Source organism: Saprospiraceae bacterium, assembly GCA_026129545.1.
Taxonomy (GTDB): Bacteria; Bacteroidota; Bacteroidia; order Chitinophagales; family Saprospiraceae; genus M3007.
Map to the genome: position 1 here is coordinate 3,255,001 of JAHCHX010000001.1, position 23,263 is coordinate 3,278,263.

General features: G+C 51.7%; 12 protein-coding genes and 2 rRNA genes (1 of these 14 cut by a window edge). 6 read left to right on the top strand and 8 right to left on the bottom strand.

Features of this window, described 5'->3' with window-relative positions:
- Together KIS77_12645 and rrf are read left to right on the top strand one after the other, a co-directional pair.
- A 23S ribosomal RNA gene (locus KIS77_12645) occupies positions 1 to 2,851 on the top strand; it begins 7 nt to the left of the window's first position.
- A 158-nt stretch (positions 2,852 to 3,009) separates the two neighbouring features.
- A 5S ribosomal RNA gene (gene rrf, locus KIS77_12650) occupies positions 3,010 to 3,124 on the top strand.
- Between the two features lie 115 nt (positions 3,125 to 3,239).
- Here rrf and KIS77_12655 read toward each other — a convergent pair.
- Both KIS77_12655 and tsaE read right to left on the bottom strand, forming a co-directional pair.
- Positions 3,240 to 4,433 carry an alanine dehydrogenase gene (locus tag KIS77_12655; GenBank protein MCW5923188.1) on the bottom strand — a complete coding sequence of 398 codons (1,194 nt, stop codon included), beginning with the start codon at positions 4,431 to 4,433 and terminating at the stop codon, positions 3,240 to 3,242.
- A gap of 182 nt (positions 4,434 to 4,615) precedes the next feature.
- The gene (tsaE, locus tag KIS77_12660) at positions 4,616 to 5,077 is read right to left on the bottom strand and encodes a tRNA (adenosine(37)-N6)-threonylcarbamoyltransferase complex ATPase subunit type 1 TsaE (protein MCW5923189.1); all 462 of its coding nucleotides are present in this window, start codon (positions 5,075 to 5,077) and stop codon (positions 4,616 to 4,618) included.
- A gap of 246 nt (positions 5,078 to 5,323) precedes the next feature.
- Between tsaE and KIS77_12665 the strand changes: the two genes are divergently transcribed.
- Complete coding sequence (locus KIS77_12665) at positions 5,324 to 7,822, top strand: bifunctional UDP-N-acetylmuramoyl-tripeptide:D-alanyl-D-alanine ligase/alanine racemase (GenBank protein ID MCW5923190.1); 2,499 nt, start codon at positions 5,324 to 5,326, stop codon at positions 7,820 to 7,822.
- Between the two features lie 183 nt (positions 7,823 to 8,005).
- Entirely contained in the window at positions 8,006 to 10,081 is a 2,076-nt protein-coding gene (locus KIS77_12670; GenBank protein MCW5923191.1) for a hypothetical protein, read from the top strand.
- Positions 10,082 to 10,244: 163 nt separating this feature from the next.
- Here the strand turns inward: KIS77_12670 and KIS77_12675 are convergent, their stop codons facing one another.
- Both KIS77_12675 and recQ read right to left on the bottom strand, forming a co-directional pair.
- Positions 10,245 to 11,633, bottom strand: a complete 1,389-nt coding sequence (locus tag KIS77_12675; protein ID MCW5923192.1) for a zinc-dependent metalloprotease — start codon at positions 11,631 to 11,633, stop codon at positions 10,245 to 10,247.
- Positions 11,634 to 11,672: 39 nt separating this feature from the next.
- The gene (recQ, locus tag KIS77_12680; protein ID MCW5923193.1) at positions 11,673 to 13,883 is read right to left on the bottom strand and encodes a DNA helicase RecQ; all 2,211 of its coding nucleotides are present in this window, start codon (positions 13,881 to 13,883) and stop codon (positions 11,673 to 11,675) included.
- A 641-nt stretch (positions 13,884 to 14,524) separates the two neighbouring features.
- On the opposite strand from recQ, the gene KIS77_12685 reads away from it, so the two are divergent.
- Positions 14,525 to 16,627, top strand: a complete 2,103-nt coding sequence (locus tag KIS77_12685; GenBank protein ID MCW5923194.1) for a ComEC family competence protein — start codon at positions 14,525 to 14,527, stop codon at positions 16,625 to 16,627.
- Positions 16,628 to 16,689: 62 nt separating this feature from the next.
- Positions 16,690 to 17,847 (top strand): helix-hairpin-helix domain-containing protein, encoded by a 1,158-nt coding sequence (locus KIS77_12690; GenBank protein ID MCW5923195.1) that lies wholly within the window; start codon positions 16,690 to 16,692, stop codon positions 17,845 to 17,847.
- A 32-nt stretch (positions 17,848 to 17,879) separates the two neighbouring features.
- On the opposite strand, the gene KIS77_12695 is transcribed toward KIS77_12690, so the two are convergent.
- From KIS77_12695 to KIS77_12710, 4 genes are all read right to left on the bottom strand, one after another.
- Positions 17,880 to 19,325, bottom strand: a complete 1,446-nt coding sequence (locus KIS77_12695; protein ID MCW5923196.1) for an MBL fold metallo-hydrolase — start codon at positions 19,323 to 19,325, stop codon at positions 17,880 to 17,882.
- Positions 19,326 to 19,533: 208 nt separating this feature from the next.
- Positions 19,534 to 21,408: a hypothetical protein gene (locus KIS77_12700; GenBank protein MCW5923197.1), complete on the bottom strand. Its 1,875-nt coding sequence runs from the start codon at positions 21,406 to 21,408 to the stop codon at positions 19,534 to 19,536.
- A gap of 176 nt (positions 21,409 to 21,584) precedes the next feature.
- Positions 21,585 to 22,577 (bottom strand): FecR domain-containing protein, encoded by a 993-nt coding sequence (locus KIS77_12705; GenBank protein ID MCW5923198.1) that lies wholly within the window; start codon positions 22,575 to 22,577, stop codon positions 21,585 to 21,587.
- A gap of 74 nt (positions 22,578 to 22,651) precedes the next feature.
- Positions 22,652 to 23,236, bottom strand: coding sequence for an RNA polymerase sigma-70 factor (locus KIS77_12710; GenBank protein ID MCW5923199.1), 585 nt, complete (start codon positions 23,234 to 23,236; stop codon positions 22,652 to 22,654).
- Positions 23,237 to 23,263 lie beyond the last annotated feature (27 nt).

Below are 23,263 nucleotides of genomic sequence, written 5' to 3' on the forward strand. Positions count from 1 at the left end.
CGAGACAAGGGCGCATGGGGGATGCCTTGGCTCCCGGAGGCGACGAAGGACGCGGTAAGCTGCGAAAAGCGGCGGGGAGGTGCAAACGACCGCAGATCCGCCGATGTCCGAATGGGGCAACCCGTCACGCTGAAGGCGTGAAGACACAAGTCGCGAACCCGCCGAACTGAAACATCTAAGTAGGCGGAGGAAAAGAAAACAAGTAGTGATTCCGCGAGTAGTGGCGAGCGAAAGCGGAGGAGGCCAAACCGTCCCGCGTGCGGGCCGGGGTTGTAGGACTGCGCCGTGAGGCGGCGTGCGTTAGCCGAGGCCCATGGAAAGGGGCACCGTAGGGGGTGAAAGTCCCGTAGGCGAAAACGCGCGGCGCGCTAGCAGTATCCTGAGTAGGGCGGGGCCGGAGAAACCCTGTCTGAATCCGCCAGCACCATCTGGCAAGCCTAAACACTACCGGGAGACCGATAGCGAACCAGTACCGTAAGGGAAAGGTGAAAAGAACCCTGAGCAAGGGAGTGAAAAGACCCTGAAACCATGCGCCTACAAGCGGTCGGAGTCCGCCATCCGGCGGATGACGGCGTGCCTTTTGCATAATGAGCCTACGAGTTATTCCTCACTGGCGGCCTAAGCCCTTCAGGGGCGGAAGCGAAGCGAAAGCGAGTCTTAACAGGGCGTTCGAGGTCAGTGGGGATAGACGCGAAACCGAGTGATCTATCCATGGGCAGGCTGAAGGTCCGATAATCTCGGAGTGGAGGGCCGAACCGGTAAGGGTTGAAAACCTTTCGGATGACCTGTGGATAGGGGTGAAAGGCCAATCAAACTCGGAGATAGCTCGTACTCCCCGAAATGCATTTAGGTGCAGCGTCGGGCAATGTGTGTCGGAGGTAAAGCTACTGAGAAGGCTAGGGGGCTTCACCGCCTACCAACCCTTAACAAACTCTGAATGCCGCCACACAGTACCGGCAGTGAGCCCCGGGGTGCGAAGGTCACGGGGCGAGAGGGGAACAACCCAGACCATCGGCTAAGGTCCCCAAACGCGGTTAAGTTGCGATAAACGAGGTGGGAATGCAGTGACAGCTAGGATGTTTGCTTGGAAGCAGCAATTCATTTAAAGAGTGCGTAACAGCTCACTAGTCGAGCGTTCCCGCGCGGAAAATAAACGGGCATCAAACCGCGTACCGAAGCCATGGTTCCGACTCAGGTCGGGAGGTAGGGGAGCATTCCGCGGCGACGAAGCGGCCCTGCGAGGGGTGGTGGAGCCAGCGGAAAAGCAAATGTAGGCATAAGTAACGATAAGGACGCTGGAAAAGCGTCCCGCCGCAAGACTAAGGGTTCCTTGATCTACGTTCATCGGATCAGGGTGAGCCGGGTCCTAAGGATAAGCCGAGAGGCGAGGCCGATGGCAAGCGGGTCAACATTCCCGCGCCGGCACGTGCTGCGAAGGGGGGGACGAAGGCGGGGAGGCGCCGCGCCGAGACGGAATTCGGCGTTGAACCGCGCGCGAGCGCGGGATAGTACCGCGATTCCTTCGGGGAGAGCGGATAGCGCGCCCGACCGACTTCCAGGAAAAGCCCCCGAGCGTCAGGCACGCGCCGCCCGTACCGCAAACCGACACAGGTAGTCGAGGAGAGCATCCTAAGGCGCTCGAGTGATTCGTGGCTAAGGAACTAGGCAAAATGGTCTCGTAACTTCGGGAGAAGAGACCCCCGCCGCGAGGCGGGGCGCAGTGAAGAGGCCCAGGCGACTGTTTAGCAAAAACACAGGGCTATGCCAAATCGCGAGATGAAGTATATGGCCTGACACCTGCCCGGTGCCGGAAGGTTAAGGAAGGGGCTTAGCGCGCGAGCGCGAAGGTCTTGACTGAAGCCCCGGTAAACGGCGGCCGTAACTATAACGGTCCTAAGGTAGCGAAATTCCTTGTCGGGTAAGTTCCGACCTGCACGAATGGTGTAACGATCTGGGCGCTGTCTCAGCCACGAGCTCGGTGAAATTGAAGTATCGGTGAAGATGCCGATTACCCGCAACGGGACGGAAAGACCCCGTGAACCTTTACTGCAGCTTTGCGTTGGGCTTGGCTATTCGATGCGTAGGATAGGTGGGAGGCATTGATCCGGCGGTTCAGGCCGTCGGGGAGCCGACGTTGAAATACCACCCTTTGACTAGTTGAGTCCTAACCCCCGATGGTTCGGGGAGACAGTGCATGGCGGGCAGTTTGACTGGGGTGGTCACCTCCAAAAGCGTAACGGAGGTTTGCAAAGGTGCCCTCAGCACGGACGGTAATCGTGCGCAGAGCGTATTAGTACAAGGGCGCTTGACTGAGAGGCCGACGGGCCGATCAGGGTCGAAAGACGGCTAAAGTGATCCGGTGGTTCCGCATGGAAGGGCCATCGCTCAAAGGATAAAAGGTACTCCGGGGATAACAGGCTGATCTCCCCCAAGAGCTCATATCGACGGGGAGGTTTGGCACCTCGATGTCGGCTCGTCGCATCCTGGGGCTGGAGAAGGTCCCAAGGGTTGGGCTGTTCGCCCATTAAAGCGGCACGTGAGCTGGGTTCAGAACGTCGCAAGACAGTTCGGTCCCTATCTGTTGTGGGCGCGGGAAGACTGAGGAGACCTGACACCAGTACGAGAGGACCGTGTTGGACGAACCGCTTGTGTGCCTGTTGTGCCGCCAGGCGCATCGCAGGGTAGCAACGTTCGGCCGGGATAAGCGCTGAAAGCATCTAAGCGCGAAGCCTACTCCGAGATGAGTCTTCCGATGTAAGGGCCGCAGGAGACGACTGCGTTGATAGGCGGCAGGTGGAAGCGTGGCGACACGTTGAGCCGAGCCGTACTAATTGCCCGCAAGCTTCCTTTTTTTTTTGATTTGCTCATGCCCCCCCGGCATGAGGGCCGCCGCGCCGCCTGCGCCCCTGCCCCCTCGCTCCTCCCGCCCCTTGTCATGTCGCCCGCGCCCGTCGCGGCCGGCGAAAAAGAAACAGGACGGGCCGCCTCCGCGCGGGCCCCTCAAGACATGTTGGCGTCTTTGGCGGCGGGGACCCACCTCTTCCCATTCCGAACAGAGCCGTTAAGCCCGCCAGCGCCGATGGTACTGGGGTCGATGCCCCGGGAGAGTAGGTCGGCGCCAACCCAACACAACCCTCGCCCCCGGCGCCTCGCGGCGCCGGGGGCTTCTTTTTTGCTCTCCCAGCAAAAATCCCCAGACAGGAAAATTCGAGCGGAATGGATGTGCACGCCGCGCTCAACTAATAATCCGAAGTGATCAACAAATCCAAGCTGGTGCTTTTCAGCGAAAATCGCTCTCCCAAATACACATTCGTCAGGCAGCCTTTGTAGGTATAGACCCCGTTGCGCAGCCCTTCGTGGCTTGTGATGAGGGGTAGTATGCCGCCAGCTTCTGCTTTTAAAAGCAGCGAGGTGAGGATGTTGCTAATGGCATCGGAAGCCGTGCCAGCTACACGAGATGGGATGTTGGGGACGCAATAATGGATGACCCCGTGTTTCACAAAAGTGGGCTTGTCGTGGGTAGTAGCACGGGATGTCTCGAAACAGCCCCCTTGGTCAATGCTGACATCCACGATGACCGAGCCGGGTTTCATTCTTTGGATGATGTCTTCGGAAACTACGATAGGTGAACTGGCTTGGGGTGAGTGGATGGCACCAATCGTCACGTCGGCGCTCAGGAGTTGCTTTTCCAAATGCCGCGGATTAACCACCGAAGTATGCAATTGACGACCGATTTGGTTTTGTAGGCGAGTCAGTTTATAGACATTATTATCAAAAATGCGCACCTCCGCGCCAAGTCCCAAGGCTGTGCGAGTGGCAAACTCCGCTACAACACCTGCGCCAAGAATGACCACTTTGGCAGGCGGCACCCCAGCGATTCCGCCCAACAACACCCCGGCCCCCCCTCGAGCGGTAGCCAGCAAATCGGCGGCAATGAGTATGGCACTTATCCCAGCGATTTCGCTCATCACATGGACGATGGGGAACACCCCCGTCTCGTCATCGCGGATATATTCCATAGCCAGCGCGATGACTCGTTTTTTTTGCAATTTCACAAGGTATTCAGATGTCATCAAGGGCAGATGAATCGGCGAAAAAACCACCTGATTGGGACGCATTAGGTCTATTTCCTCCAAAGTGGGCGGCCCTACTTTCAACAGAACGTCGGCTTGAAACACCGTCTCACGGCTGCGCACAATTTCAGCTCCTGCTTCGGCATAGTCGAGGTCGCTGCATTTTGCCTTTTCTCCGGCACCAGCCTCTACCACGACGCGGTGGCCATGTGCGGTGAGCGTGGCGACAGAGTGAGGCACGAGCGCCACGCGGTTCTCCTGCAAGGATGCCTCCTTCGGGATGCCAATGAAAAGGCGCTGGTGTTTGGGCAACACTTCCAGCGTTTCGGTTTGGGTGCGTGGTATCGAGAGTGTCTCCATGAATCAATCAGTGGGTTAAGTCTGGGGGGCTATTTTTACGCGAATTGGGGATTGAGGTAATGTGTTGAAAATGTTTGCCATTCAGGCGGTGGTTTCAACTCACTGTCTGAATAAGCGATTGAATAGTGAATAGGCGATTGGTTATCAAACACCAAGAAAATTCAATTCCTAATTTGCACTTTTTACAAAATTAGCAAACGTCGAGATGTTTCGCCCGTTATTTCAATTTGAATTTTTGCGCCATCATCGGGGAAGAGCCGTTCTGCCAATTGCGGCCACTCGACGAGGCAATACCAAGGGTCATTTAGCAAATCCTCGATACCAATGTCCAAAGCTTCCTGAGGCGATTGTAGGCGATATAGGTCCAAATGATGGAACAGCGCCTTGGAACCGTCTTTTTCCGTATAGCTATATTCATTCACCAACGAAAAAGTTGGGCTGGCGGTTGTCTCACGCACGCCGAGGTGTCGACAAAACGCCTTGACAAAAGTTGTTTTGCCAGCTCCCATCTCTCCATACAGCGCGATTTTGCGCCTTCCGGCGAGCGCCTCTATCACATGAGGAATGGAAGCATCCAGTTCGGAAAGGGAATGTGCGATGATTTCCAAGAGATGATGAAAGTTGGTGGAGGTTTGTGTTTCCATGTTAGTTTGCAAGGCACATGAATTTTTATGCGAATTAGAGGTTTAACTTTTTTATCGTCTGATGCTCAGGGATTTATTGAGGCATTGATTTCAAATCAACGCCTCAATAGCATACATTTTCAGCATTTTGCCTCAACCCTTAGTCTGCGTATTGTTGATGACTTAGGGCGTCTAATGGCTGATTGAGGGACGCAAAAATATCAATGTCGCCATGTTTTTCGCCAAAAACACTGACTTTCGCAGCAAATGAAATATCTTATTGCGGACATTCAAAAAATCTTGGGCGCTAAGTGGGTTCAACAGACCGATGCCTCGGCGCACGTCGAGTTTTTGTTGCTCGACAGTCGCCATATCGCCGCGCCTGCTGTTTCCTTGTTTTTTGCCCTACCCGGCAAACGTCACGATGGGCATCGCTATCTTGTTGATTTGCACAAGGCTGGTGTCCGTCATTTTGTGGTGAGTCAGCAGATAGAACCAGCGGATTTGCCGGAAGCAAACATTTTGCAGGTGTCCGACACGCTGACTGCGCTGCAAGCGGTAGCTGCGCATCATCGCTCCCGATTTCACGTTCCCGTGGTGGGCATCACGGGTAGCAATGGCAAGACGGTGGTGAAAGAATGGCTGGAGCAACTGCTCTCGCCCGATTACAACATCGTAAGAAGCCCCAAAAGCTATAATTCGCAGGTGGGGGTGCCGCTTTCTGTGTGGCAAATGCAGCCCGAGCATACGTTGGCCATTTTTGAGGCGGGCATTTCGCAGCCGGGCGAAATGGAGCGGTTGGCACGCATCATTCGCCCCACCATTGGCATTTTTACCAATATCGGCACGGCGCATCGGGAAGGCTTTTCCTCCAAATCTCAAAAGGTTAGGGAAAAAATGCGCCTTTTTGAGAATGCGGAAACACTGATTTACTGTTGCGATTATTCGGAAATTGAGGATGCCGTTCGCTCCGAACATGGTGCTCTTGATAGGTCTTCCCAAAAAAGAGTGTTTTGTTGGTCGAAGGAAGGAAAGGCCGCTGACATGCAAATCACGGGCATCGAGATGATGGCGAACGGATTTACCCGCATCACGGGGGCTTTTGTTTCTTCTGCCCATCCGGCAACGATTGAAATCCCTTTTACGGATGCTGCAAGTATCGAGAACGCTATTCATTGTTGGGCGCTCATGTATGTGCTTGGCATTGCGCGCGAGGAAATAGCGGTTCGGATGTTTCGATTGGAACCGGTGGAAATGCGCCTCGAATTGAAAACGGGCATCAACCGATGTGTGCTGGTCAACGACTTTTACAACAATGACTTGAACTCCTTGCGGATTGCGCTGCAATTTGCGGCTCAACAAGCAAGAACGGGGCGATTTACGGTGGTGTTGTCGGATATTTTGCAAAGCGGTGAGCCGACAGACCGACTATACGCGAAGGTATCAGCTGCCATGTTGGAAAAAAAAGTGACGCGGCTTATCGGTATCGGGCAGGAGGTTGTGGCTATCCGGAATAGTTTGCCGCTTGGGTTTGAGGCGATTTTTTTTCATGACACAGAGGATTTTTTGCAAAAAATACAAAATGTGGAATTTGAAAATGAATTGATTCTGTTGAAGGGGGCGCGTGTTTATGAGTTTGAGCGGATTGCTCGGCGGTTGGAACAAAAAGCGCACAAGACGGTATTGGAAGTAAATTTGAGTGCTTTGATTCATAATTTGAACATTTACAGCCAACTGCTGCGACCCGGCACGAAAATGCTGGCTATGGTGAAGGCTTCTGGCTATGGTAGTGGCTCTGCTGAGGTGGCGAAGTTGTTGGAATTCCATAAAGTGGATTATTTGGGGGTGGCTTATACGGATGAGGGGGTGGAGTTGCGTCAGGCGGGCGTTCGTTTGCCCATTTTGGTGCTCAACCCTGACGCGGCGAGTTTTGACGCAATCTATCGCTACGGCTTGGAGCCTGAGGTCTATGGTCTGCGCTTGCTAGACGAATTGGTGCGTTTTGCCGGAAAGGCTAAGCGGTTAGCAATTCATCTGAAATTGGATACGGGGATGCATCGGCTCGGCTTCGAGCCTAAAGACGTGGCGGAGCTGGCCTCCATCTTGCGACAACATGAGAATTTGGAGGTGCGCTCTGTTTTTTCACACCTTTCGGCCAGTGACGCTCCGCAGCACGATTCGTTCACTCACCAGCAAGCGGCGCGGTTTGCCGAAATGTTTGAAATAATAAAAACCGGGCTTGGTTATGCCCCGTTGCGACATTTGGTCAATACGGGAGGCATCGCGCGATTTCCTTCTTATCATTTTGATATGGTTCGCTTGGGCATTGGGCTTTACGGCATTGATGCCAGCGGGTTGCAAGAGCGACTGCGTGTGGTGAACACATTGAAAGCCACGGTCAGTCAAATCAAGGAAGTACCGCCGGGCGATACGGTGGGGTACAATCGGAACAGTGGCCCGCTCGACCGTGCGCGACGCATAGCGACCATCAGCATTGGCTATGCCGATGGTTTGTTGCGGTTGGCGGGCGGCGGGCGCTACTCGGTGTTGTTGCGCGGTCAATTGGCTCCGACCATCGGCAATGTGTGCATGGATATGACAATGATTGATGTCACCCACATCCCCGCCGCAGAAGAGGGCGACGAAGTGATTGTGTTTGGGGAAAACCCTTCTGTGCAGGCGCTGGCGACTTGCTTGCAGACTATTCCTTACGAGGTGTTTACCAACATTTCAGAGCGCGTGAAAAGGGTTTATTGGCAGGAGTGAAGCAATGCCCAGGTTAAAGAGGGTTTAATGATGTCTTTGATTGATTTGCCTGATTTTCAGAGTAACGCGAGCATAGTTTGTTCAAAACCACGCTGTGTTGACTATATTCTTGATAAAATAATGCAGGAATAAAGGTGAATTGCTTACTTCGCCCAAGTTTTCATGCCTAAAACCACACTAACGATGAGCAGTCTATCATTTAATGAGGTCATCCAGCGCGAAAAGGAACAGCTTCGCATTCGCCGCAAAAAATTGTCGCAAGAGCATGGCACCCCCGAACAAGAGAATTGGTTTGGCATAGCCATGTCGGGGGGGGGCATTCGGTCAGCCACGATTAATCTTGGTTTTCTACAAACGCTCAACAAGTTTGGCATTCTGCAAAAAGCAGATTACCTCAGCACGGTGTCGGGTGGTGGATACACTCACTCTTATGTGCAGGCCACCGCAAAGGAAACGGGCGATTTGGGCCGACTATTCACGCCTGAGCACATCGCCAACCTGCGCAAACACGGCGAATATCTCACGCCGGGTCAGGGCATCTGGAAAACTGGCAATACCTTTTTGTTGGCTGTTGCTTTTGTGGTCAGTTGGGTGATGAGTCTTATCAGCCCCATTATCGTGGCCGGAATACTCTACTATGTGTTGGAAATAATAGTAGGGCTGATAGGGGGGAACCCGCTGACAGCGACCTCACAATTGGCGCACAACATCGAATGGTGGGCGTTGGTGTTGGTGGGCGGTTTGATGCTGATTCACTTCATCGTGAATATCTTGCTGAACTTCAATCTTGACGTTTCCAAGCATTTCAATCGGGCCGAGTCTGTCTTGGCGGTTGTCGGGTTGGTCCTTTATGGGTGGATTGTGCTGGCCGATATGAAAACGGGCCAGCACGAGGTTTCTCATTCGATGCTGACAGACTTCGCTATCAACGCCTTGTTGCTCTTTGTGCTTGGCTTTTTCACCAATCCCAATGCACTGAGTTTTCACCGCTTTTATCGGAAACAATTGGCCGATTTGTTCCTTCAATTTGCTGGCAATCACAAGAACATGGCCTTGAAAGATGTATTCAATGCCAACACGGACAAAAAGACGGATTATTTGGCCCCCTACCCGCTCATCAACACTTGTTTGAACCTGCAAAATCCGGTTGGCGACGATAAATTCAAAGGGGCAAAAGCCAGCGACTATTTTCTGCTCAGCCCGTTCTATTGCGGCTCCAAACTTACTCGATATGTCCCTACCGACCGCTATGCCGACTATAAACAGATGACCCTTCCGGCTGCGGTCACTATTTCAGCGGCTGCGGTCAATCCGGGCTTGGGCATTTACTCCAGCAAGACGCTAAGCATCCTGATGACGCTTTTCAATGCGCGGCTCGGGTTTTGGATTTCCAACCCGTTGAAATTGGAAAAAACACGCGCCATCGTGTGGTGGCCTGTTTATTTTTTCAAGGAGTTGTTGGGGCGCATCGGTTTGGACAACAAGAAGATAAACATCTCTGATGGGGGACACATCGAAAATCTGGGTGTGTATGAGCTCCTGCGGCGGGGATGCCGCCTAATTGTAGCCGTTGATGCGGGTGAGGACAAGAATTATACATTTTTTGACCTTAACAATCTTATTATTAGAGCACGCAACGAGTTGGGTCTCGAAATCAGATTTCGTGACGGCCAACATCCTGAGGACATTATTCGTCCGCGCCCCTCGCAGGTCTATTCTCAAAAACGATTTGCATTGGCCGACATTTATCAATGGTGGGAGGATGGGAAAGTGATTGACACGGCCACTCAGCAAGAGGTGGAGCAAATCATCAATTTCGACAAGCCTCGCAAGGTGGGCACCTTAGTTTATGTGAAATCCGCCGTGCTGGCCCCCATGGGCAAGCCCTATCTTTCGGAAAAAGAGGACCCGCTCAAATACGGCACCTACAAGTATAAAATCTATCACCCGGACTTTCCGCACGAGTCCACGAGCGACCAGTTTTTTGACGAAATTCAGTGGGAGTCCTACTACCAATTGGGGCGCTACATCGGTGCCGACGTGTTGGGCGTGGAGGATTTGGAGCAATACGAAGAGGAAGGGGCATCTGCTCCACAAATATCGGTGGAGCAGATGCTGGCGTTGTTTGACGACGGCAAGGCAATCTTTGCTCCCCCACCAGCGACTCGTGCGCCCACCACCTCGGCTGATGAGGAAGGCATCTTTGAAAGCATGAAAACGCCCGAACAGGTCAGCCGTGCCGTGCGGTATCGGATGTGATTATTATTCAGGGGATGTCGCTGACAGGATTGACAAGATTTGTAGGTTCTTTCATAAATAAATGCGAAAACCCTACAAATCTTGTCAATCCTATAACGAATATCACATGTAAGGGGGCCTCAATAGCACAAGTTTCCAGCATCTTAATCGCAGATTCGGATACTCAACGCACCAGCAATTTTTGAAGAGCCGAGCCTTGCTCGGTGCGCATTTCCACAAAATAAACGCCTGGCGTAAGCAAGTGTGTTTCTAATATCCTTTGGTGCATTCCTGCGGGGTAGGGTTCGGATTCGAGCAAGCCGATTGGCTGACCCGCCGCGTTGAAGAGGCGTATCGTCACGTTTGTTTTTTCCTGCAAATTAAATCGCACGGCGACTTGGTCAGAGGCCGGGTTGGGCGATATGCGAAAATCAATGGCTTGTGACACAGGGGATTGAGTATTTACCATAGGACTGAGCAAGCCGGCACGAGGGCCGAGCAACACGTTGCGCATGATGTCAACTTGGCCTTGTGTGAACATATTCATGCAATCCTCGCTGGCATAGTCCATATAGTTTTCCACCAAATCGGGCATATCGGCATTGTAGAAAGAGTCAATTTTGGTGCAGGTGTTCTTGTTCTTGTTACAATCGAAAGGGGACTGGGCATTGGCGAATGGTGTGTCGTCCACGCCGTCGCTTTGGTTGCAATTGTTGGGCAACCCTAACAAGCCACCATCGCCCCAAATGTGGCGCAATCCCATGTAGTGCCCCATTTCATGCACGGGCGTGCGGCCTTTCACGATGAGGTTGCCCGTGCCACCGGGGACGGGGACGGTGTGGGGGTTGTTGCTGCCAAACACCCGATAGTCAATAACCACCCCGTCTTGTTGGGGCATTGGTGCGCCGCTGTTGGCTGGCCAATGGCCGAGGTTGTTGGGTGGGAAGGCGAAACCGAGGATTTGACCGAGCACCACGCCGCCGAATGTGATAGGTTGTATTTTGCAAATCCAAATGTTGACGTATTGCTCTGTGTCCCAAGCGTCGCTACCGCCTTGGCTGGAGCTTTTCAATTCGGCCAAAAGGTTGTTGCCCGTAAGCGCGACCGTAAATTCCTTGCTGGTTTGCACCCTCACTACATCCACCAAATTAAAGTGAATGTCGGCATTGGCCGCCACATGCTTGAAAATGGAGCGCAGGTTGGCGGTGTCCGCGTTCATGCGGTTGTAATCAGCGTTTAGCACGGCCATTTGGTCGAGGATGATGCTGTCATGGAGGTTCTCTTCGGGGTTTTTCCAAACGACGTGGACAACCACGTTCACAGTGAGCGGGCTTCTGTCGGTAGCGCGTGGCGCTTTGGCCTGCTCAAAGGTGGTGTTGAATGCGTCATGCAGAGCAGGGTAGTGTTCTTGCACGATGTGTGAGAAAACCTCGTTGCCGCAAATAATGGGCGCTTGCGCGGCGGCGGCGGTGCCAAGCAGCAGAAAGAACAGCGTGGAAAGATTGTTCCTCATAACAAAAACGTACTGAGTGGTGAGAAAAAAAAATGCCGAATGAGCAAGAGAGTAGCTCATTCGGCACCGAGTTTAGTGGCCGAAAAGTAAGTCGAAAATTTAATTTGCGAAGTCACTCAGGAATTTCAGCCGCATCAACTGAATTTCTTCCCAAGTGATTTCGTCATCTTTCAGCTCTTTATATGCTGCGTCAATGGAATCGGTCTCGGCCTCTTTGAAGTATTCCATCACGGTTTCTCGCACATATTCGTCCACTACTTTGTTGAGGTAGTAGTCGAGTTTGATTTTTGTACCTGTATTGACGATAGCATCAAGTTCTTCCATCAGGTCCTGCATGCTGAGGTCGTTGGACTTGGCAATATCTTCCAGCGGGATTTTGCGGTCAATGGCCGTGATGATGTTCACCTTTGTTTTGGACTTGTTTGCCACCGTTTTGATGGTGATGTCCATCGGGCGTTCGATTTCATTTTCCTCGCAGTATTTCTTGATGGCATCCACAAAGGGCTGAGCATACTTCTGCGCTTTGCCTTGCGAAACACCCACGATTTTGGACATATCTTCCATAGAAATAGGGTATTGGGTTGCCATTTCTTCGAGCGATGGGTCTTGGAAGATGACGTATGGCGGCAGGTTATGCTTCTTGGCGATGTTCTTGCGCAGGTCTTTGAGTATATTCATCAAGGTCTCATCGAGCACCGCTGTGCCTCCTTTCTCGTCATCAAAGTCATAGTCGCCATCCTCATAGTCGTGGTTGATGGTAATCGTGATGGGATATGGGTTTTTAAGGTAGTCATGCCCTGCCTCTGAGACTTTTAGTATGCCAAACTCCTCTATTTCCTTGTAAATCAGGTTGTTAATCATGGCGTGTCGGAAGATGGAGCTCCAGAAGTTCTCATCCCTATCGTCGCCTACGCCAAAGTTATCCAGTTCGGTGAAGCGGAAATCCTTCATTTCTTTGGTCTCGCGTCCCATCAGATAATCCATCACCGTCTTCATCAGATAATTCTCGTTGAGGTCGAGAATACATTGGATGACATTTTTGATTTCCTGCACTACCTCCATTTTTTCTTTGGGGTTCTTGCAGTTGTCGCACATTTTGTGGCAATTTTCCTCATTGAATTCCTCGCCAAAATAGTGGAGCAAAAAACGGCGGCGACAAGAGGCCGTTTCGGCGTAAGCCACTACTTCTTGCATCAATTGGACACCCATCTCCCGCTCTGCGACTGGCTTGTCGCGCAAGAATTTCTCAAGCCTTAGAATGTCGTTGTAGTTGTAGAAAGCAATGCACTTTCCCGTAAGGCCATCCCTGCCGGCACGTCCGGTTTCTTGGTAATAGTTTTCGATGGACTTCGGCATGTCATAATGAATGACGAAGCGCACGTCGGGCTTGTCAATGCCCATACCGAAGGCAATTGTGGCACAAATGACATCAATGTCTTCCATTAGGAAGGCATCTTGTGTGTTGGCACGGGTTTTAGGGTCAAGGCCGGCATGATAGGGCGCAGCTTTGATGTCGTTGACGACAAGTACTTGAGCAAGGTCTTCGGCCGTTTTGCGGTTTTGCACATAAATGATGCCCGATTCGTTGCGAAACTCCTCCTTGATGACCTGAATGATTTGCTTGATGGTTTGGTCTTTTTTGATTTTCGGGCGAATCTCGTAGAACAGGTTGTCGCGATTGAAAGAGGAGATAAAGGTGTTTTCTCCTGTCATATCGAGGTTCTTCAAGATGTCCTGCTGCACTTTTGGCGTGGCTGTCGCCGTGAGAGCCATGATGGGCACATCGCGTGCGATGGCATCAAGCATGACGCGAATGCGGCGATATTCGGGCCTGAAATCGTGGCCCCATTCGGAAATGCAGTGCGCTTCGTCAACCGCCACAAAGGAGATGTCGCTGTTTTGGAAAAACTCTATGTTCTCTTCTTTGGTGAGGGTCTCGGGAGCGACATAGAGGATTTTTGTTCGGCCATCGGTGATGTCCTGCTTCACTTTTTTCATTTGCGCCTTCGTGAGCGAAGAGTTGAGGAAGTGTGCTACCTCATCCTCTTCGGAGTAGCCGCGCAGGCTGTCCACTTGGTTTTTCATTAGGGCGATAAGCGGGCTAATGACAATGGCCGTGCCGGGCAGCATTAATGCGGGCAATTGGTAGCATAGGCTTTTGCCACCACCCGTAGGCATGATTACGAAAGTGTCTTTGCCGTCGAGGAGGCTTTGGATTATGGCACCTTGGTCGGCCTTGAAAGCGTCGAATCCGAAATACTTCTGGAGGTTCTCGAGTAAAACATCGTGTTCAGTTGCAGTCGCTGTCATCTTCTGTGCGATTAGTTTTTGTTCGTCAGGCGGTGTGCTCCGTCTCTTTTTATGTGTGATAATATGCCACGGCGGCGGGTCTTTTTGTCGCCATGAACTGGTCTTTCGACCGTTTGTTTTTCAGCTGATGAAATTAAGAATTATTAGGGTAATCAAGTGTGCTCAAAGAGATTTTTTGGACGAACGAGCGTCAGGGTTCTTTTAATAACACCATGTGTAGTGCCTTACAAAAAGAATAGGGTGCGTGCCAGGATTGCTTGACCAACGCCCCCCCTTGAAAAAGCCGCCAAAGATAGAAAAATAAATGTTGAAACACCTGCAAGTTTTTGCCACGAAATTTCCAAACAAAAAGCAAACATTCGGAGGATAATTTTGAAAAGCCCCGCTTGGGGGCTTTGATTCCAAATAAAAATTGGACAAACGGCCATGCACAAGGTTGAATCAAATGAGTGAAGGGGAGTTCATTCTGCTTTGTTCTATTTTGGCAAAAAAGTCAACTTTGGATGTTTTGTGTTTAAAATTGGCTTTTTTTCAAACATTGCTTTTTTGTTTCGCTTGAATACCCCAATTTTATCCGAGAAAAAAATTGGCAAACGAATTTGTTTCGCTAACACCATTCGGAAACAAAATCCCCCCGCCTTATGAACCTCCGCGCTTCACCTTGTATGCGGCTGTTCGTGCCGTTTGCGCTCGGCTTGATGTTGGGCGCGTGGCTTGACTACCCAGTGCCTCACCTCGGCAAAGCCGTGGTGCTCATGGCGTGTGTAGTCTGTTTGCTTGCCTTGCAAAAATTTTCTTACCGTTACCGCTGGGTTTTTGGGGCTTGTTGCTCGCTCGCGCTCTTTTTAGCGGGGTATTTTCATGTCGTCCATTACAACGAGCTTAGGCGACCCTCGCATTTTTCCGAAAAAATAAAAGAGGAACGCTATCTCATCGGGACTATCTACGACACGCCGGGCAAAGGCTCCAAGATGAAGGTGCCGATTCGTGTGGAGGCCATTGGCCCATCGCCTGATTCAATGGGACCCGCATCGGGAAATTTGCTTCTTTTCCTTGATTTTTCGCCGGAAGTGGAGGGTTTGCGATATGGCGACCGGCTTGGAATATATGCCAATGTGTTTTCAACAGAATCGGCAAAAAACCCTCATGCTTTTGACTATGGCCGTTATCTCCATTTTCAAAACATACATTTTCAGGCATTTGTAAAATCGGGCTCGCTTGTTCGGCTCTCATCGGGCAACGGAAATATCGTGTGGCAGGCGGCTTTTCATTGTCGGGACAGATTGTTGTCGCTGCTCCACAGGCATTTTCCGACGCAAAACGAGTATGCGGTGGCATCGGCATTGTTGGTCGGATATAAGGAGGATTTGTCGGATGAGTTGAGGGCTGCCTATTCGGCCACAGGCTCCATGCACGCCTTGGCTATTTCGGGCACTCATGTCGGAATGTTGTATGCGGGGCTATTTTTTCTTTTGAAGCGGCTGAGACTGCGAGGCCGCGAGGGGCGCATGGTGGAGACCCTGTTTTTGGTGTCGGCTATATGGGGGTTTGCTTTTCTGACGGGTGCGACCGCTTCGGTATTGCGGGCAACGGTGATGTTCAGTACCTACTTGCTTGGCAAGGCTTTTTTTCGGAGAGCATCTGTGTGGAACGTGTTGCCAGCGTCGGCTTTTGCCCTGTTGCTCTACAACCCGTATTTTCTTTTTCACGCGGGCTTTCAGTTGTCCTACTCTGCGGTGGCGGGTATCGTTTTCTTTTATCCGCGCTTCTATAAACTGATGCCTCTTTTGCCCAAATGGGGGGATGGTGCCGTCCAAATCCTGCTTTTGGGTGTCGCGGCACAATTGGGGACGTTGCCACTGTCGCTCTACTATTTTCACCAGTTTCCCGTGTATTTTTGGTTGGCAGGATGGGCTGTTGTGTTTGGTGGGGCGCTCTATATGGCGGGCGGGGCGGCATTGGTGCTCATGGATGGGCTGTGGCCCTGGCTGGCCGAATGGCTTGGCAAGGGGCTTTACTGGCTGTTGTGGGGTCTCAACCAATTGATATTCGGGATACAGGGACTGCCGGGTAGTGTTCTCGGCGGCATCTGGCTCGCATCGTGGGCGGCTTTTGCTATTGGGCTTCTCGTGGTGGTGTTGGGTGCCTTTTTGGAGTACAAAAGGGCCAAGTGGCTCATAGGGGCGTTAAGTGTGCTTCTGTTTCTTGGTGTTTGCCGAATGGTGAGAGAGACCCAACAAATGAGGCAAGCGCAACTGGCTATCTACTACGTCAACAAAAACCGCTTGATGGACTTTTTTGATGGACAATCGGTGGTTTCGTTGTCGGATTCGGCAACAGCCAAACAGGTTTTGTTCGCGGCACATTCCAATCGTTTGGCCTTGGGCACTCGTGATTTGACGGAATTCAATTTTGCTTCCGATACGGTCTTCGCGTATTTCAATTTTCTGTTCGACCCTCCATTTGCGCAGTTTTTCGAGAAAAGAATGGCGATGATTGATGATGCCCGTTGGGTGAAAAAGGGGAACCCACGGCCCTTGCCGGTTGATGTCCTGATGCTTTCACAAAGCCCGAGAGTCAGCATCGCCGAATGTCAGGAGCGATTTCCATTTCAAATGGTGGTTTTTGATGCTTCCAACAGCTGGAAACAGGCGGGGCGGTGGAAGGAAGAATGCGAGCGACTGGGGGTCCCGTTCCACGATGTGCGGGAGCAGGGGGCTTGGGTGTGGCATAGGTCGGATTGATAGTGCCCCACGAAGAAACGGTTAACCAATATCTGAACAATCATAAAAACACCTTTTGGACAATGAAACGCTTCATCTTCAACTATCTTCATTTTTCCCGCAAGGAACGTCTTGGCACCATTGCACTTGCTATTATTTGCGCATTAGTTTTCATTTTGCCCGAGATTGTGCGCCAATATACTGCTCGGCCTTCCTCAGATTTTTCACAGTTTCAAGCGGATATATTGGCCTTTCGAGCGGCGATGGAGGCCAGCGAAATGCCAGCGGACGCGTCTGCCGCCAACCTGTTCTACTTTGACCCGAACACGGCTTCTTTCGACGACTTTGTTCGATTGGGGCTTTCTGAGAAGGTCGCCAACGTCATTTGCAATTACCGCGACAAGGGAGGCAAGTTTCGCAGACCGGAGGATCTTCAGAAGATTTGGAGCTTGTCGAAAGAAGATTTTGAGCGGCTACTGCCATTTATTCGCATGGAATCGGAAGGGCGTGAGCCTTTGGAGAGAAAATGGGCGAAGCAGGTGGGCGAGCCGTTTTCGTTCGACCCCAACTTGGCTACGGAGCAGGAACTGCTGCGGCTGGGCTTGCCGCAATGGACGGTCAGGAGTATCCTCAATTTTCGCTCAAAGGGTGGCGTTTTCAGAAAAAAGGAGGATTTTAAAAAAATATACACCCTGAGCGACGATGACTACGAGCGTCTTGAATCCTACATTGTTTTTCAACAGGCTGCCATTGCGACCGCTGAGGAAGGGCTCCGTCCCGTCACCTATTCAGGGAGCGGGACGCAGGGGCAGGGTACTCAACCCAACCTCGGGGCAAAAGGCTCGCTCGACATCAACCGCTCCAGCATGGAAGACTGGCAGCGACTGCCCGGCATAGGGGAAAAAAGGGCGCGTCAGATTGTCAATTTCCGCGAAGCATTGGGCGGTTTTTTGTCTGTCGAACAAGTAAAGGAGGTGTATGGACTGCCTGATAGTGTGTTCCAAAGCATTCAGCCGATGCTTGTGTCGGCTCCCTATCAAGTTCGGGCCATCAATATCAATTCGGCATCGGAAGAGGATATGGGCAAGCATCCGTACATTTCTAAAAAACAAGCCAAGCTCATCGTCGCTTACCGTGAGCAACATGGGGCATTCGCATCTGTGGATGATTTGACGAAGATTGTGGCGCTGACCGACAAGCAATGGCTCGAAAGGGCGAGGCCTTACTTGGGCGCATGGTAAATTGGATTATAACGATGGTGGAAAAAGGAGTGCTAATCAAGCGTTTCCTCTTCGCCCAGCTTGGGTATGCCGACATTTTTGAAACCATTTTCGAGCAGATGGTCGCGCCATTTTTCCTGACGGTCGAGGGTGCCGTGCACAAGCCAGATTTTTCGACACGACGGGATTTGATTCTTTAAGAAATCGAGCATTTCCACGCGGTCTCCGTGCGCGGAGAAAGAATCCATGATTTCTACATCGGCCAACACTTGCTTGAATTTGCCCATGACGTGTAGGTGTTTTGCGCCGGCGCGCAGTTGGCCTCCCGGGGTGTTGGGGCTACAATAACCGACGATTAGAAAGGTGTTGCGATGATTCTCGATGTTTTGTGCCAAATGGTGTCGGATTCGCCCTGCGTTCATCATGCCTGATGCCGAGATGATGATGCATGGTTTGTTGATTTGGTTTAGTTGCTTGGAACCTTCCGAGCTTCTTATGTAGTACAAATCGTTGAAGCCAAAAGGATTTTCGTTTTCGGTCATGTAGCGAATCACCTCGTCATCAAAGCACTCTGGGTGGTTCACAAACACTTGTGTGGCATTGACGGCCAAAGGGCTATCCACAAAGACCGGGACTTTTGGTAGTTGCCCGTTGTGATGAAGTTTGTCGAGCATATACACGATTTCCTGTGTGCGCCCAACCGAAAAGGCCGGGATGATGAGCTTGCCTTTTTTCTCGACACAGGTATGGTGCACGATTTTCAAAAAATGCTCGATTTCGTTCGGGCCGGATTCATGTTCGCGGTCGCCATAAGTGCTTTCACAAATGATGTAGTCAACCTCTGGCATCGGGAGCGGGTCGCCGAGAATGGGGCGGTCTGGTCGGCCAATGTCGCCTGTAAATCCTATGCGAATGGTTTGGCCATTTTCCTTTATCTCTAGCGTGACGCTTGCGCTGCCCAAAATGTGGCCTGCGTCGCGGTACAGCACGCGCACGTTTGGGTGAATGTGGAACCATTGTTCGTAGTTGAAGCTGGCAAACTGGCGCATCGCTCTTGCCACGTCTCCCGTAGTGTAGAGCGGCTCCACATCCTTTTCATTCAACGCTTTATGGCGGTTGTGGTAGTCAGCGTCGCCCTCCTGTATTTTGGCGCTATCAAGCAACATTAGGGCGCACAAATCGCGCGTAGCATGGGTGCTGTATATCTTCCCTCGGAAACCGTCGGCTACCAATTTTGGCACTCGACCCGTGTGGTCAATGTGGGCATGGCTGAGCACGAGGCAATCAATTTCTCGTGGGTCAAACAACCATTTTTCGTTGAAGCGGGCGTAGGAGCGTTCATCCGAATTTCGATTTTGCTCATCGGTGGGCGATGCTTCGTCAACATCTCCGCCTTGGTAAAGACCACAATCCAGTAAAATTTTGAAATGGTCATCCAGCTCAATCAAATGCGCCGACCCTGTGACTTCACGAGCGGCTCCGCAGAATTTTATCTTCATGGGACGATGGGTGATTGCGGCAAACGATTGACAAAATCGTCGCCTTGTTTTAGCGGGAAAAGTAGGGTAATTGCGGCGGAATTGAGGCGTTGTTGGTTCAGAAAATGTCGCCTTTGCCTTCATAAATGCAAACGGCCCCAAAATGAGCGGCACCGACGCGCGTTTTCAAGGTTCGACTGCTCGCCGCAGGTGCTATTGGCAGCTATTTTCAAAATCGCCAGCGCAACCCCGCTGACCAGCCCAGCCAAGCCCCCAACCACCCATCACCCGCGTCGGCAGGGAGTAAGTTGTTTTTTACGACCCTCGAGCGAAGGGCGACACTTGACAAATCGGTTGGGTCGCTGATGAAAAAATTGAATGTAGGGCCTACGGCGATATGTAGTCCTCCAACGAGGTGCAGATTGACGGCTGGTGCTATTTGCACCCATTCTTGGACGGCGTTTGCATGGCTGCCATGGCTGACGTGGCGATTTGTCAAATCAAAAGTCAGTCCGCACCAACTATTAAAACGAGTACTGGACCCGAACCCAACACCATAGCCCCAAAGCAAGTCGCTGGGTTCGGATTCGGCTTGTTCGGCTCCTGCGGTCAAGGTGACATAGAATGTGGGCACTCCCGATTTGAAAGACAGATTTGCCCACATCACGTCGTTGGCATTTGCCTCCAACGCGATATAGCCGCCTCGTTTTGAGATATTTAGCAAGCCAAGTTGGAGGCCCTTGTTTTCTTTGGCGATATTGATGACTCCTATTTGAGCACCCTCCAAGTGTCTGGCGTAATTGAACAAGCCACTGATTTGTGTTCCGTGAAGGCTATCGGCTACGTTGCTCAACCCCGCTACTTGTACCCGTATTTTTCCACGCCCGGCACTGTTGGTCAACCCCGCGAATTGTGCCGCAGCATCAGCAGAGGCAGCGTGATTGCCTATCCCGGACGCTTGTACCCCATGCAGGAGCGTTTTTGCGCTGTTCCAGATTCCGGCGGCTTGCAGGGCCGTCATCGTGTCGGTTTGGTTGGCAATCCCGGCGGCCTGCACGGCAAAGCGGCCATGCGGCACGATATTCAATATCCCAGCTGCCTGCACACCCTCTCCATAATGAGCCACATTGAGTATGCCGCTCATTTGTGCGCCTTGCAAGGTGTCGCCCACATAGTTGTAGATACCAGCCGCTTGCACGCCGCTCGCGTTGCCGCGCAAGTTGTTGAACAAGCCCGCTCCTTGAAAGCCCGTCATGTTTTCGCGGGTGATATTGCCCAAACCAGCAATTTCAGCTTTGCGGTTGCCACGCGAATAACCCGCCAAAATGTTGACGGACCAATCATTCACGACACTCCCACTCAATCGGTGGTTGGTTCCGATGCCGGGGAGAAACGACAATTGAAACCGGCGGTGCAACGAATCTTCTACATTGAGGGCAGCCAGCTTTTGGGATGTTTTTACAAAAAAGTTTTCGAGCGAGAGCGACGCGCGGTTGAGCTGCTGGCGGAGCGACGGGCGGGAGGCGAGTGATGGCGTGTCGGGCTGCAATTCGATTTTGACAAATCGGGGTGTCATGGAAGTGATTTGCAGCACCGTGTCGCGGTAGTCGAGGCGCGACACCACGATTTCAGCACGCGTCGACACAGGCAGTTCGTAGAAACCATCTACATTGGTGGTGGCGGAGCGCAGGGTTTGGCGGTCATAGACTGTCACATTCGAGATTTTTTGGCCTGTGCGAGGGTCAGAAATGTATCCGCTCAGTTTTTGTTGCGGTTTTTTGTTTTTCTTCAAAATAAGATACTCGCCGCTTTGCTTGAACGTGTAATCATCACCAAGCAACAGAAGGAGGGTTTCACGAACGGAGCGGGTGCCGGGAGGAAGGCTTACGCGCTGCTCGGTATCAATGATGCGGGTATTGTACGACCATTCAAACCCGCCAAGGCGAGCTACTTCGTCGAGCGCGGTTTTTAGTGGGGTTTCGGAGAATGCGACATGGATGCGTTTTTCCAACACGTCATTGGCAAAAAGGGTGTTGGGGAATAGAAAGGGGAAAAAAATAAGAAAGACAAGCCCGATGAGGCGTGCGTTATTTTCAAAGCTCATAGTCTTGTTCATTTTTGCACGTTGTGGGGCATCTATACTCCGCACGGTTAATTTTTGAGCATGGATAAAGGCGCGCAATCTGTTCAAAATCAAGGAGAGCACTCATGGCGAACTGACAAATCCTAGCGAATCGAGATATAAAAAATCTGGAAGAGGCCAAGGCTCATGGGGCGGCATCATTCATCACAGCCTGCACCGTCGAGGATATACGCTCCATTATCCACCTTAATTAGTCGTAACGAAAAAGATTCGGCAATGAGGTCCAAGACACGTTCTGGAGGTAGATCGTTGTAGCGGGCGGTAAGGATGCAATGTTCCAGATTTTTGTTTTTCAATGTTATTTTTATGTCATAGAGTATTTCAACTTGTCTTACGACATCTCTAAGCGATGTTGCATCGAACTGTAACATTCGGTTTTCCATAAGGGGATTTTGTGAGGCGTTCAGTCGTGAGAGAATATCACGCTGTTTATCATAAACTGCCGATTCGCCAGCCTGCAAAAGCAGCGATTGCTCGCGCGTGCTGACTCGAACTTTTCCTTCGGCGACGGCGACAATGACTTGTCCCGGATTGCTTGCCTCATCCACCCTGAAAGCCGTTCCGACCACTCGTACCTCCAATGTTTGTATCTCCACAACGAAGGGCCGAGTTGTGTCGGATTTTACCTCAAAATATGCCTCGCCGTGCATTCGCAACCTGCGTTCACGAGTGTTAAAGCCTTTGATAACGGTCAATCCCGACTGTGGGGCAAGCGTGATGACGGAGCCATCGGAAAGTGTTTCAATCAGGTGTGCATCAGTGGCAGCTATGACAGTTGCGGGGGCTGAGGGGTTGCGCAGCCACAAAAAATAAACAGCGGTGAGCAACAGCGCCACAGCCGCGGCAGCTCTCCACCAATAACCCAACCGAATGGGGCTGACGCGAAAATGCCCACCTGCGCCCATGCGAGTCTTCACTTTTCGCAACGCCGCTTCCGTATTCACAGGGCGCGACGCGGTTGGTTTTGCGGACATTGATCGTTGCCAGATTGCCTGCAAATCAGCAAAATAACGTTGGTTTTGGGGCGACTGTGCCACCCAAGCTTGCAGCTCGACATCCTCATCGGAAGCGGTTTCCCCGGCCAAGTGGCGGGCGATGAGCGCATCAATATATTCGTCGAAGTTTTCCATAGACTACATCTTGGTTCGGTTCGGTTTGGTCGGAACAAGTGCTGTTGAGTGCATCGTTTCTGAAAAAGCGTTGGTCAAATGAATGCCCCCACCACACACCAAAAGCCAAACAACGTGACAAGATAATCGGCCAATTGGAGGCGAAGGATGCGCAGGGCTTTTCCCATTTGGGTTTCCACTGTCTTGATTGAAATGCCGAGATGGTCGGCTATTTCACGGTATTTCAACTCTTCAAACCGGCTCAACTCAAATATGTGGCGGCATTGTGGCGGCAACAGGTCAAGCGCCTTTTGGAGGTGCTCGCCCAATTCGGATGCGTGGTCGTCGGGCAAAGCTTGCTTGTTGTCCAATTGTGCGGCGTTGAAGTCCAGATATTTGGAACGGGTCTGGCTGGCGCGAATCCTATTGAGGGCTGCATTGTGCACGGTCTTGTATAGGTAAGCTTTGAGCGACCACTCGATGGCAAGACGCTCACGCTGTTCCCAAATTTTCACAAAAACCTGCTGCACAATATCTTCCGCTTCATCAATATCGCTGTCTGTCATCCGACAGGCATATTGACAAAGCGGCTCGTACCAACGCCTGAAAACGGCATCAAATGCCGATTCGTCGCCATTCCGAAGGGCTGCTATTTGGGTCTGAGTGTTTGGTTGTTCCAAAATTTTACGGGTTTTGAACACCCTATG